Annotated in this window: 13 protein-coding genes; 9 read left to right on the top strand and 4 right to left on the bottom strand. The window is 26.3% G+C overall.

Features of this window, described 5'->3' with window-relative positions; genetic code table 11:
* Positions 1-134: 134 nt before the first annotated feature.
* From rpe to aroK, 4 genes are all read right to left on the bottom strand, one after another.
* Positions 135-797 (bottom strand): ribulose-phosphate 3-epimerase, encoded by a 663-nt coding sequence (rpe, locus tag AUT07_RS01485; RefSeq protein ID WP_066283248.1) that lies wholly within the window; start codon positions 795-797, stop codon positions 135-137.
* Between the two features lie 45 nt (positions 798-842).
* On the bottom strand, positions 843-1,664 hold the full coding sequence (locus tag AUT07_RS01480; protein ID WP_066283245.1) for a Dam family site-specific DNA-(adenine-N6)-methyltransferase: 822 nt from the start codon (positions 1,662-1,664) through the stop codon (positions 843-845).
* Positions 1,665-2,214: 550 nt separating this feature from the next.
* A complete protein-coding gene (gene aroB / locus AUT07_RS01475) occupies positions 2,215-3,303 on the bottom strand; it encodes a 3-dehydroquinate synthase (RefSeq protein ID WP_066283243.1) in 1,089 nt (362 codons plus the stop codon).
* 37 nt (positions 3,304-3,340) lie between these two features.
* Positions 3,341-3,871: a shikimate kinase AroK gene (gene aroK, locus AUT07_RS01470; RefSeq protein ID WP_066283241.1), complete on the bottom strand. Its 531-nt coding sequence runs from the start codon at positions 3,869-3,871 to the stop codon at positions 3,341-3,343.
* A 1,927-nt stretch (positions 3,872-5,798) separates the two neighbouring features.
* Here aroK and tusD point away from each other — a divergent pair.
* The 9 genes from tusD (at position 5,799) to nusG (ending at position 12,776) form a co-directional block, all read left to right on the top strand.
* Positions 5,799-6,245, top strand: a complete 447-nt coding sequence (tusD, locus tag AUT07_RS01465; protein WP_066283239.1) for a sulfurtransferase complex subunit TusD — start codon at positions 5,799-5,801, stop codon at positions 6,243-6,245.
* A gap of 8 nt (positions 6,246-6,253) precedes the next feature.
* Positions 6,254-6,613: a sulfurtransferase complex subunit TusC gene (gene tusC, locus AUT07_RS01460; RefSeq protein WP_066283234.1), complete on the top strand. Its 360-nt coding sequence runs from the start codon at positions 6,254-6,256 to the stop codon at positions 6,611-6,613.
* Between the two features lie 16 nt (positions 6,614-6,629).
* A complete protein-coding gene (tusB, locus tag AUT07_RS01455) occupies positions 6,630-6,935 on the top strand; it encodes a sulfurtransferase complex subunit TusB (RefSeq protein ID WP_066283232.1) in 306 nt (101 codons plus the stop codon).
* Between the two features lie 181 nt (positions 6,936-7,116).
* Positions 7,117-7,491, top strand: a complete 375-nt coding sequence (gene rpsL / locus AUT07_RS01450; protein WP_066283229.1) for a 30S ribosomal protein S12 — start codon at positions 7,117-7,119, stop codon at positions 7,489-7,491.
* Between the two features lie 132 nt (positions 7,492-7,623).
* Positions 7,624-8,094: a 30S ribosomal protein S7 gene (rpsG, locus tag AUT07_RS01445; protein WP_066283228.1), complete on the top strand. Its 471-nt coding sequence runs from the start codon at positions 7,624-7,626 to the stop codon at positions 8,092-8,094.
* Between the two features lie 96 nt (positions 8,095-8,190).
* A complete protein-coding gene (gene fusA, locus AUT07_RS01440; RefSeq protein ID WP_066283227.1) occupies positions 8,191-10,302 on the top strand; it encodes an elongation factor G in 2,112 nt (703 codons plus the stop codon).
* A gap of 79 nt (positions 10,303-10,381) precedes the next feature.
* A complete protein-coding gene (tuf, locus tag AUT07_RS01435; protein ID WP_066283224.1) occupies positions 10,382-11,566 on the top strand; it encodes an elongation factor Tu in 1,185 nt (394 codons plus the stop codon).
* Positions 11,567-11,843: 277 nt separating this feature from the next.
* On the top strand, positions 11,844-12,227 hold the full coding sequence (secE, locus tag AUT07_RS01430) for a preprotein translocase subunit SecE (RefSeq protein ID WP_066283221.1): 384 nt from the start codon (positions 11,844-11,846) through the stop codon (positions 12,225-12,227).
* Positions 12,228-12,230: 3 nt separating this feature from the next.
* Positions 12,231-12,776, top strand: a complete 546-nt coding sequence (gene nusG / locus AUT07_RS01425) for a transcription termination/antitermination protein NusG (protein ID WP_066283218.1) — start codon at positions 12,231-12,233, stop codon at positions 12,774-12,776.
* The last annotated feature ends 133 nt before the right edge of the window (positions 12,777-12,909 follow it).

Here is a 12,909-nt window from a genome sequence, read left to right as displayed (position 1 = left end):
ACAAATTAATAAATTATTTAGATAAAATCAGTAAAATTATTTATAAAATCGCTTATTAATTCTAGAATATTAAAATTATACATAAAAATGTTTTAATATTAAATATGTGTTTATTTTTTCATAAATAAACTTGATTAAGATAATTTTTTACGTATCGCATTAATTACTGATTTATAGTCTTTTGTATTGAAAATTGCGGAGCCAATGACAAAAGTATTAGCACCAGCATTTACAACATTAATAATATTATTAATGTTAATACCACCATCTACTTCTAATAAAATATTATAATTGTTATCTTTTATTACTTTGCTAACTTTCTGTAATTTTTTTATAGTTTGTGGAATAAAAGTTTGTCCACCAAAACCAGGATTTACTGACATAATTAATATTATATCTAATTTATCTATTATATAATCTAAATAATGTAATGATGTTGTTGGATTGAATGCTAAGCCAGCTTTGCATCCATATTCTTTAATTAATTGTACAGTATAATCTATATGCTCACTAGCTTCAACGTGAAAAGTAATATAAGTTGCTCCTGCTTTAGCAAAATTAGGAATAAGTCTATCTACTGGTTTTGCCATTAAATGCACATCAATTGGTATATTAATACCGTAATTTCTTAATGATTTGCATATTATTGGGCCAAATGATAGATTTGGTACGTAATGATTATCCATAATATCCAAATGTATAATATCAGCACCGGCTTGAATTACTTTTTCTATCTCATCACCTAGACATGCAAAATTTGCAGATAAAATAGATGGTGCAATTAAAAATTTTTTCATTATCTATTTCCTCTAATCTATTTTTTTATTTTTGCTATTATATTTTTAATCAGTTGGATTATAAAATGCTAAAATTTCATTTACTTTTTTTCGAGTCAGACTATTACAACTGATTAGTCTACGAGATTTAACTGGATTGAGTTTAGCATTATGATACCATTTTCTAGTATATGGTGTATCATGATTTGATATCAATACTGGTATTCCTCTTGTTGAAGATAATAGATAAGCAATCTTAGCTAGTATGTATTGTTCCTGTTTTCCGAATCTATCTTTGCTATATTCCATAAATTTGGCAGTATTTGAAAGTGGTGTATATGGAGGATCGCAGTAAACAACAGAATTATTGTTCACTGATAAAAGTGTTTTTTTGTAATGTTGACAAATAAAAATAGCTTTTTGTGCTTTTTCAGCAAACGCATATAATTCATTTTCAGGGAAATAAGGGTTTTTATGACATCCAAATGGAACATTAAATTCTCCTTTTGCATTATAGCGACATAAACCATTATAGCAGTGACGATTAAGATATAAAAATAGTATACTACGGCGTTTAGAATTACTTGATAGATTAAATTCAGTACGTAGACGATAGTATTGTTCAGCTGTATTAAATTTGTTATTAAACAGTTTACGTGCATGTAGGATAAATGAATCATTGTAATATTTTACAGTATTGTATAAATTTATTAAATCATTATTAATATCTGCTAAGATATAATTATTGTAATTAGTATTTAAAAATATAGAGCCAGCACCTACAAATGGTTCTACTAAACAATTAGCTTCTGGTAAATATTTTTTTATTTCTTCTATCATAAAAAATTTACCACCAGCCCATTTTAAAAAAGCACGTTTTTTCTTCATGTTTCATATTTTACTTAAATATTTTAGAAAATTTTTATAAATATTTTTATTTATGGATGTTATATTATTAAATAATAATTTTATTTTTTGATAGATAAGAATATATATTACTTAGTAAATAATGGTATATTATTATGGTTTATTGTATTTGTATTTAAATTAATGTGTCTTACTTTTTATAAAGTTTAAAAATATTCAAAATCAATATTCATATAAAAGGTTATATAATATTAAATAGTTATCATTCAGTTAATTATACATTGTAGTATATAATTATCACTATTATAATAGATTTGTATCTAATATTATTTTTTTATTTTTTACATTAAAAAATAAAAATTTTACTGTTATTATCTGATTATTTTATTTCATTGAAATATTTCCAAGTTTTATTAAATACTAGTAATATAATTGATTGTTATATTAAACTTATAATTTTAAGGAGTAATTATATTTTAATTAGTAAAAATATGTTTTTATATCTATGATATATTAAAACATAAATTTAATAATAGATTATTTTATTAACTTATATTTATTGTGATTTTTTTTATAAAAGGCATTGGTTTATTGCTTGTAAAACAATTTTTTTATTTATGTCAGTATAGAAACCAGCTTTGCCAATAGAGCTTGGTAATACTAAATTAAATTTATTTTTTTCTGTTTTTTTATCCCTTATCATATGAGCTAAATAATCTTTAGCATGCATTTTTGCCGGCCCTTTAGTAGGTAGATGTGCTTTTTTAAATAAATTTACAATCCTTTCAGTATCATTGAAATTTAGTAGTCCAATTAATTCTGCAGTTTTTGCGGCCATCACTATACCTGCTGAAACTGCTTCACCATGCAACCAGAAACCATATCCTAATTCAGTTTCAATAGCATGACCAAAGGTATGTCCTAAATTTAATAATATACGTTCCCCATTAGTTTCTTTTTCATCTTTTGCAATTATTTTTGCTTTTAGTTCACAACAATGACGAATACAATAAGTAATTATTTTTTCATCACAATGCAAAATATAATTAATATTTTTTTCTATCCAACAAAAAAAATTATAATCTAAAATTATCCCATATTTAATGATTTCTGCTATACCTGAAAAAAATTGACGACTTGGTAAGGTTTTTAAACTATTTAAATCTATAATAACTGATATTGGTTGATAGAATGTTCCTATCATATTTTTGCCTAATGGATGATTAAGTGCTGTTTTTCCACCAATAGATGAATCTATTTGTGATAAAAGAGAAGTTGGTATTTGGATAAAACGAACTCCTCTTTTATAACAAGAGGCAGCAAATCCTGTTAAATCACCAATAACACCACCACCTAGGGCAATAAGAGTGGTGCTTCGTGGATGATTTTTTCTTAATAAAGCAGTAAAAATAATGTTAACAACATCTAATGTTTTATATTGTTCTCCATTAGGTAAAATAATTTCATCTACTTTAACACCCATTTGAATAAGAGTAGATTTTATAATTTTTGCATAAAGATGATGTATATCTTTATTTGTCACAATCATGGTATATTCACCACTTTTAAGAGGTGAATATATATTTTTAGAATTAAGTAAACCAGAAGCAATACTTATTGGATAACTTTTAGAACCTAGTTTAACTATTAATTTTTCCATATTAATTTATTTTTTATATATCAATATAAAATAATAATCAGTTGAAATTCACTTTTTTTAATAAAATCAATATTTGATTAGCGATTATCTTAGCGGTTTGATCTTCATTGTGAATAGTAATATCTGCAATTTCTTCGTATAGTGGATTACGTTCATTAGCTAGATCTTCTAAAGTTTTTAAAGTAAATTTTTCTATTTGTAATAAAGGTCTTTTTTTATCATGTTGTGTTCGTATCATTTGTTTTTTAATTGTAGTTTTAAGATAAACAACTACTCCACGTGCAGATAATCGATTGCGTGTTTCTTTTAATTTTATTGTTCCTCCTCCTGTCGCCAAGACAATACCTTGTTTTTTTGTAAGCTCGTTAATTATTTTTTTTTCACGTTCTCGAAATCCTTTTTCTCCTTCTAAATCAAATACCCAACTTATATCAGCACCAGTACGTCGTTCAATTTCTTGATCAGAATCAAAAAAATCCATATTAAGTAATTGTGCTAGTTGGCGCCCAATAGTGCTTTTCCCAGCACCCATAGGACCAATTAGAAAGATATTACATTTTGCTGCCATTTTTATCTAATTTAAATTAATTGTTAAATAATACCCCATATTGCAAATGGGAACTATAGGAAACTAGTGAGTTTAATATTCATTTCTTTTTTTTATACAAAATTTAATATAATATTAAGAATATTTTGATAATTTTAAAACTTAAAATGTATTGTTATACTTGATATTTTTTATAAAATTAAAATATAAATATTTTAATTTTATTTTTATGAACTAATTTTAACATTAATAAATTTTTAAACAACTTTTTACATCCAACAGAAAGAAAAGATATTATCAAATTAACTATTATTGATATTATATGAGGAATAAATTAATAAAATCATATTAGCTTATAATATAATTATGATTTTGTATAAATTAATATTTTTTATTTAGTGATTATTCATGATTTATTAATATTTTAAAAATATTAATTTGCAATTTAATTTTATCATAAAATTAAAATCAAATATTTAAATCATACTATTTTAGTGTTTGATAAATTATTTCTATCTATAACATTAATTAATTTTTATTAAGTTTATTTTTTATATAGTATTATGTAGTTAATATAATTATAATCAATTATATCTTAAAGATAACTAAAATTTTAAGTATAATATAAGTACACTATTAATATATTTTATATATTAAAATAATTTAACATTAAGACACTAAATATTATTTTTTTTATTTATATATAAAAATATAAATATTTATAAAAAATACTATTTTTATAGAAAAATTTTAATATTCATTATACATGAATAATGAATAAATATATATTTGATTTTATATTTAAAATTTAATGATTAATCTAAATATGAAATTGATTTTGTTAAAAATATATCTATTTGATTGAAAAAATAGTTAATTTAAAATATAAATTAATATTTATTTGTTAATCTTTTTAAAATTACTTAATAAATTAAGATTTATTGACTCTTATTTTAATTAAATATTCAGATTAAATAATCTGTTTTATTGTTTTATCTATTTTATAGATAATCTTTATATTTTTAATTAAAAAATTTTATACTTATGAAAGTATATCAATAAGTACAATTATTATATTGATATTTAAATTATTATTAATTTTTTTATTGTAATACTATAACAATTGAACGGTATATATAAATTATAATTGTTAGTTAATGATATATTTTAAAGATAGCACACACACTATTAATTGATATAAAATGTAAAAATCTTGTTAATGATGAATAATATATCTGCAGTGAATTAAAAATTCAATATAATTAAATATTTTAAAAATAAACATAGATTCATAGTTAATTGTCTGTAGTAAGTAATTTTTTTTAGTAGTAAAAAATGTAAAAACACAAAAAATAAAGTGGATTAATTTTTAAAACAGATAAAATGAGTAATATATTTTAAATAGTTAAAAATATTATAAAAGTTTATTTATAATTTTTATGATAAGTTATATAATTTATAGTTACAGTATGTAAAGTACATTGTAATTATTTAAATAATAGTTTTTTATAAACTTTAGTATTATTATTTTTAATTATTAATTTTATTATTTTTGTTTATATTAACTAAATAAGTTCATTATTTTACATTATTAATAAATATAAAATTCTAATTTAATAGATATGTAATATATACATTTGTACTATCAGTACATGTACTGTGTATGATTATTTATAGTATAACCGGTATTTATAGTATAAATTTAAATATTTTTTTAGATAATTAAAAATGATTAATAACATAATATTTATTTTAAATAATGTATAATTTTATAGGGACACTTTAAATTAAATAAAATTTATTAAAATAAATATAAAGTATAGAGTATATAATAAAAATTATTTTTATTTATAATTAGATTAAAATTGCAAAAGGTTTTCATAAAGTTTTTTATAATGAACAGGATAAATATCCTAAAACATTATAATTTAATACAATAATTAATATTATGAATAAATTAAGTAATTTACATAAAAGTAAAAATACTTATAATGATTCTAAAAAATCATTAACTTACTGTCTTTTAGTAACAGGACCAGCTTATGGGACCCAACAAGCTATAAATGCATGGAAATTTGCTAATACTTTAGTTATGGAAGGACATATATTAAAAACTATTTTTTTTTATCAAGAGGGTGTATACAATGGTAATAAATTTATTTCACCTGCTAGTGATGAATTTAATTTACTTATTGGATGGAAAACATTAGCACAAAAAATAGGATGCAAATTAAATATTTGTGTTACTGGTGCCCTTCGACGAGGTATTATTAACGACATAGAAGTAAAAAATAAAAACCTTACTTTTGCTAATTTAGATAAAGATTTTGTATTGAGTGGTTTAGTTAGTTTAACTAATGAAATGCTTATTTGTGATCGCACTATCCAATTTTGAGATCATATATGAAAAAAATAGCTTTTGTGTTTATGAAAATACCCCATGGTACTTCTAGTAGCCAAGAAGGACTAGAAGCACTACTTGCTAGTTTTGCTTTAACTAAAGATATTGGTGTTTTTTTTATTTCTGATGGTGTATGTCAATTGTTGACAAAACAAAATCCTAATAAAATATTGACACGTGATTATATAGTAACTTATAAATTATTGGAATTATATGATATTAATACTTGTTATATTTGCCAGGAAGATTTAGAAATAAGAGGGTTTTCTATTGATAGCTGTTTTATCCTACCAGTAACGGTTATTTCTGCTAATGTTCTTAGACGTAGTTTAGCAGAATATGATGTGATTTTAACTTTCTAAAAAAATAGAAAATGATATGCTATGCGCTATTTCTGCTTCTCCTTATTACAATGATTTTAGTTCATTGATTAATTTATTAACAAAACAAGATGAGGTTTTATTATTACAAAATGGTGTTTTGATGGGACATAAAATATATTCTAAAAATAAAGATAATAAGTATGTAACACAATTAAGAAATAAAGGAATTCATATTTTTGCTCTAGAAGATGATGTAGATGCAAGAGGATTAACGTTATACATGTCGTCTTATATCCGTCAGATATCTTATATTGATTTTGTACAATTAACAGTAAAACATCAACAATATTTTTCTTGGTAATAATATATTATTTTTTCTTATAATAAATTATCCCTATTCTTTCAGAATATATTCTCTATTTTCATGTCTCTACTTTATGTTTTATTAATTCATAATAAAAATTATTAATGTTAGAATTATATTTGTATTTATGTATTTATATACAAATATTATTAGTTAACTAACTAGGAGTGTATTAAAAATGGGCACTATTAATCAACTAGTTCGTAAACCACGTATTTCAAAGATTATAAAAAGCAAGGTCCCAGCACTGGAATCTTGTCCTCAAAAACGTGGGGTATGTACTCGTGTATATACTACTACCCCTAAAAAACCTAATTCAGCACTACGTAAAGTATGCCGCGTTCGTTTAACTAATGGTTATGAAGTATCTGCTTATATTGGTGGTGAGGGACATAATTTACAGGAGCACTCAGTAGTTCTAATTCGTGGTGGTCGTGTTAAAGATTTACCTGGAGTTAGATATCATACAATTAGAGGTGCATTAGACTGTTCTGGTGTACAAGATCGAAAACAAGGTCGATCTAAATATGGTACAAAGATGTCTAAGTCTTAAAAGTATTTATTTGTTATGGTTTTATCAAGCAAAAAATAATAGTTACAATTTATAATTGTATTAAATACTTTTATTATATTGTTATATTGTTATATTGGTTTCATTTCATAAAATTAAAAATGGAGTATATCCATGGCACGTCGTCGCGTAATTGGCCAACGTAAGATTCTCTCGGATCCTAAATTTGGATCAGAGTTGTTAGCCAAATTTATTAATATTTTAATGGTAGATGGTAAAAAATCTATTGCAGAAAAAATTGCATATAATGCACTTGAATTTTTGGCTAAACGGGTTGGTAAAGATCATTTAGAAGCTTTTGAAATAGCTCTAGATAATGTTCGTCCAGCAGTTGAAGTGAAATCACGTCGTGTTGGTGGTTCAACTTATCAAGTCCCTATTGAAGTAAGATCTATTCGTCGTAATACATTAGCAATGAGATGGATTGTTGAATCTGCGCGTAAGCGTAGTGATAAATCAATGTCTTTGCGTTTAGCTATTGAGTTATATGAAGCATTTGAAAACAAAGGTACTGCTGTGAAAAAACGTGAGGATATACATCGTATTGCAGAAGCTAATAAAGCATTTGCACATTATCGTTGGTAAATTTGGCATTAGTTATATTAATATATATTAGTAAAATAATATAGTGTGTTTTTTTCTCTTACATTAGGTATAATAAGAATTATGAGAGAGGGCAAGATGGCTCGTAAAACTCCTATTACACATTATCGCAATATTGGTATTAGTGCCCATATTGATGCTGGTAAGACCACTACAACAGAACGTATTTTATTTTATACTGGTGTCAGTCATAAAATTGGTGAAGTTCATGATGGTGCAGCAACTATGGATTGGATGGAACAAGAGCAGGAACGAGGTATTACAATAACTTCAGCAGCTACTACCGCTTTTTGGTCTGGTATGGGTAACCAGTTTGATGAACACCGTATTAATATTATCGATACACCAGGACATGTTGATTTTACTATTGAAGTAGAACGTTCTATGCGTATTCTTGATGGTGCAGTAATGATTTATTGTGCAGTTGGTGGTGTTCAACCTCAATCCGAAACAGTATGGCGTCAGGCAAAAAAGTATCAAGTACCATGTATTGCATTCATTAATAAAATGGATCGTATGGGTGCAAATTTCTTAAATGTTGTTAAACAAATCAAAACACGCTTAGTAACAATACCTGTTTTACTCCAATTACCTATCGGTAGTGAAGATTCATTTACTGGTGTTATTGATTTAATTAAAATGAAAGCAATTCAATGGGATGATAGTGATCAAGGAGTCACTTTTGTTTATAGTGATATTCCTAAACATATGAAAAGTGAAGCTGAACAATCAAGAACTAAATTAATCGAAGCTGCAGCAGAGGCATCAGATGAGTTATTAGAGAAGTATTTTTCTGGAGAAAAATTACTTGAATATGAACTTAAAAAAGCATTGCGTAAGCGTGTAATAAACAATGAAATTATTTTAGTTACATGTGGTTCAGCTTTTAAAAATAAAGGTGTTCAAGCAATGTTAGATGCTGTTATTGAATATTTACCTGCACCTAATGATATTCCGGCAATTAAAGGAATGTTAATTAATGATAAAAATAAGCTATTAGAACGCAATGCAAGTGATGATCAGCCTTTTTCAGCTTTAGCATTTAAAATTGCAACAGATCCGTTTGTTGGTAATTTAACTTTTTTTAGAGTTTATTCTGGTTTAGTTAATTCAGGAGATGTTATTCTTAATTCAACCAAAAATAGAAAAGAGAGATTTGGTCGTATTGTTCAAATGCATGCAAATAAACGTGAAGAAATTAAGGAAGTTAGAGCTGGTGATATAGCTGCTGCTATTGGTTTGAAAGAAGTTACTACCGGTGATACTTTATGTGCTATAAATTTTCCAATTATATTAGAGCGTATGGAATTTCCTCAACCGGTAATTTCAATTGCTATTGAACCTAAAACTAAAGTTGATCAAGAAAAAATGGGAATAGCATTAGCTAGATTAGCTCAAGAAGATCCATCTTTTCATGTATCAAATGATGAGGAATCTGGTCAGACAATTGTTTCTGGTATGGGTGAGTTACATTTAGAAATTTTAGTTGATCGTATGAGGCGTGAATTTAAAGTTGAAGCAAATATTGGTAAACCACAAGTAGCATATCGTGAAACCATTCGTAAAATTGTTGAACAAGAAGGTAAATTTATTCGTCAATCTGGTGGGCGTGGGCAATTTGGTCATGTATGGATACGTATTGAACCTTTAGAAATTGGTCATGAAATTGGTTATGAGTTTCATAATAAAATAGTTGGTGGTTCTATACCTAAAGAATATATACCTGCAGTAGATAAAGGAATTCAAGAACAAATTAAAAATGGTGTTTTAGCTGGTTATCCTATTGTTGATGTTAAAGTCGTATTGTATGATGGTTCGTATCATGATGTTGATTCTTCTGAACTAGCATTTAAAATTGCTGGTTCTATAGCTTTCAAAGAAGCTTTTATGAAAGCAAATCCAATTTTATTAGAGCCAATTATGAAAGTTGAGGTTGAAACTCCTGAAGATTATATGGGTGATGTTATTGGTGATTTGAATCGTCGTCGTGGTATAATTGAAGGCATGGAAGATATAACTACTGGTAAGATAGTGCGTGCACAGTTACCATTATCGGAAATGTTTGGTTATGCTACAAATTTGCGTTCGCAAACTCAAGGTCGGGCTTCTTATTCCATGGAATTTTTTAAGTATAATGAAGCTCCAATTAATGTTGCTCAAGCAATTATTGAATCTCATAAATCTAAGTAATGAGATTTAGGTGTAACTATTTTAACTAGTTCTCTCTTTTAGTTTTAATTTGAGAGAATTCTATTTAAGGAATAGAATTGTGTCTAAAGAAAAATTTGAACGTAAAAAACCACATATTAATGTTGGTACAATTGGTCATGTTGATCATGGTAAAACAACTTTAACTGCAGCAATTACTACTGTATTAGCGGAAGCCTATGGTGGCAATGCTCGTGCATTTGATCAAATTGATAATGCACCTGAAGAAAAAGCTCGTGGTATTACCATTTCTACTTCTCATGTAGAATATGATACATCTACTCGTCATTATGCACATGTGGATTGTCCAGGTCATGCTGATTATGTAAAAAATATGATTACAGGGGCGGCACAAATGGATGGCGCTATTTTAGTTGTTGCAGCAACAGATGGTCCAATGCCACAAACTCGTGAACATATATTATTAGGTCGTCAGGTAGGAGTTCCTTATATAATTGTTTTTTTAAATAAATGCGATATGGTTGATGATGAAGAATTATTAGAATTAGTGGAAATGGAAGTACGCGAGTTGCTTTCTCAGTATGATTTTCCAGGAGATGATACACCAGTAATTAAGGGTTCAGCATTAAAAGCATTAGAAGGTGCTAAAGTATGGAAAGAAAAAATTTTTGAATTAGCTAAAGCATTAGATAATTATATTCCAGAACCTAAAAGATCAATAGATAAACCTTTTTTATTACCAATTGAAGATGTATTTTCTATATCAGGTAGAGGTACTGTTGTAACTGGTAGAGTTGAACGTGGTATTATAAAAGTTGGTGAAGAAGTTGAGATAGTTGGAATTAAAGAAACATCTAAGACTACTTGTACTGGTGTAGAGATGTTTCGTAAACTTTTGGATGAAGGTCGAGCTGGTGAAAATATAGGTGTATTATTACGAGGTACTAAGCGTGAAGATGTAGAGCGAGGACAAGTTTTGGCAAAACCAGGTTCAATTAATCCACATACTCAATTTGAATCAGAAGTTTATATTTTAAATAAAGATGAGGGTGGGCGTCATACACCGTTTTTTAAGGGTTATCGTCCTCAGTTTTATTTTAGAACTACTGATGTAACTGGTACAATAGAATTACCGGAAGGTATAGAAATGGTAATGCCAGGTGATAATATTAAGATGAAAGTAACGTTAATAGCGCCAATTGCAATGGATGAAGGATTACGTTTTGCAATAAGAGAAGGAGGTCATACAGTAGGTGCTGGGGTTATTTCAAAAATAATTATTTAATCTTTAGGTAAAGAACTAAAAGGGCATCCTAAAAAATGATGCCCTTTTAGTTCTTTACCTAAAGATTAAATAGGTTTAATCCAAAAACTAAAAACAATACTATTGTTTTGTTGTTTTTTTATTATATAATTTTTTAATATATTATACATATTAATTTTTATATCATTATTAATGATTATGATTCATAATATATTATATGTATATTATAATAATATAAAGTATATAAAACTTAAAAATCTTGTAAAGATTTTATAAAAATATTTTAAAGGTTTAATTTATGAACGCTAATAGTAATACTAAAGAAAAAGGACGTAATTTTGATATAGCAAAATGGATATTAATAACTGTTCTTATAGTTATTGCTATTGTTGGTAACTATTATTTCAGGCAATACAATTCTACATTACGTTTTATATCAGTTGTTTTTATTCTTTTTCTTGCAGGTGGTATTGCTTTATATACATCAAAAGGAAAGGCAACGTTAGAATTTTCTCGTGAAGCTCTTGTTGAAATACGTAAAGTTATTTGGCCTACACGTCAGGAAACATTACAGACAACATTAATTATTACGATAGTTACTATTGTAATGGCTCTCATTCTTTGGGGATTAGATGGAGTATTAGTACGTTTAATTTCATTTATTACAAGCTTGAGGTTTTGATATATGTATGTAACTTCTAAAAAACGTTGGTATGTGATTCAATCATTTTCTGGCTTTGAAACTAAAGTTGCTGAATCATTACGAGAACATATTAAATTATATTCTATGCAAGATAAATTTGGTGAAGTTATGGTACCTACTGAAGAAGTCATGGAAATTAGAAGTGGCCAGCGTCGTAAAAGTGAGCGGAAATTCTTTCCTGGATATGTTCTGATTCAAATGACTATGGATAATGATAGTTGGCATTTAGTACGTAGTGTACCTCGTGTTATGGGGTTTATTGGTGGCACACCTGATTGTCCATCTCCAATTAGTGATAAAGAAGCTGATACCATTATGCATCGATTGCAAAAAGCTGGTGATAAACCTCGTCCAAAAACGTTATTTGAACCAGGAGAAATGATTCGTGTTAGTGATGGCCCATTTGCAGATTTTAATGGTGTAGTGGAAGAAGTTGATTATGAAAAAAGTCGTCTAAAAGTATCTGTATCTATTTTTGGTAGAGCAACACCAGTAGAGTTAGATTTTAGCCAAGTAGAAAAAATGTAGAAAAATATAATTAATAAATCAATAATTTTATTTTTATCATAAAATGATAAAATGATGGTAAAATAGTATTTTTACTTTTAATTATGGTATAAAAAATTCTTACTTATATGATTAATAACATAAAAAATTAAAA

Origin of the sequence: Candidatus Arsenophonus lipoptenae, from assembly GCF_001534665.1 — a bacterium.
GTDB lineage: Bacteria > Pseudomonadota > Gammaproteobacteria > Enterobacterales > Enterobacteriaceae > Arsenophonus > Arsenophonus lipoptenae.
The sequence above is the reverse complement of the archived record's forward strand: the minus strand, read 5'-3'. Positions and strand labels throughout refer to the sequence as shown.

Bases quoted from the DNA above. Each gene is read 5' to 3' on its own strand.
- rpe (WP_066283248.1), bottom strand. From the start codon at position 797: ATGAAAAAATTTTTAATTGCACCATCTATTTTATCTGCAAATTTTGCA.
- aroB (WP_066283243.1), bottom strand. From the start codon at position 3,303: ATGGAAAAATTAATAGTTAAACTAGGTTCTAAAAGTTATCCAATAAGT.
- rpsG (WP_066283228.1), top strand. From the start codon at position 7,624: ATGGCACGTCGTCGCGTAATTGGCCAACGTAAGATTCTCTCGGATCCT.
- secE (WP_066283221.1), top strand. From the start codon at position 11,844: ATGAACGCTAATAGTAATACTAAAGAAAAAGGACGTAATTTTGATATA.
- tusB (WP_066283232.1), top strand. From the start codon at position 6,630: ATGCTATGCGCTATTTCTGCTTCTCCTTATTACAATGATTTTAGTTCA.
- AUT07_RS01480 (WP_066283245.1), bottom strand. From the start codon at position 1,664: ATGAAGAAAAAACGTGCTTTTTTAAAATGGGCTGGTGGTAAATTTTTT.
- nusG (WP_066283218.1), top strand. From the start codon at position 12,231: ATGTATGTAACTTCTAAAAAACGTTGGTATGTGATTCAATCATTTTCT.
- tusD (WP_066283239.1), top strand. From the start codon at position 5,799: ATGAATAAATTAAGTAATTTACATAAAAGTAAAAATACTTATAATGAT.
- tusC (WP_066283234.1), top strand. From the start codon at position 6,254: ATGAAAAAAATAGCTTTTGTGTTTATGAAAATACCCCATGGTACTTCT.
- fusA (WP_066283227.1), top strand. From the start codon at position 8,191: ATGGCTCGTAAAACTCCTATTACACATTATCGCAATATTGGTATTAGT.
- aroK (WP_066283241.1), bottom strand. From the start codon at position 3,871: ATGGCAGCAAAATGTAATATCTTTCTAATTGGTCCTATGGGTGCTGGG.
- rpsL (WP_066283229.1), top strand. From the start codon at position 7,117: ATGGGCACTATTAATCAACTAGTTCGTAAACCACGTATTTCAAAGATT.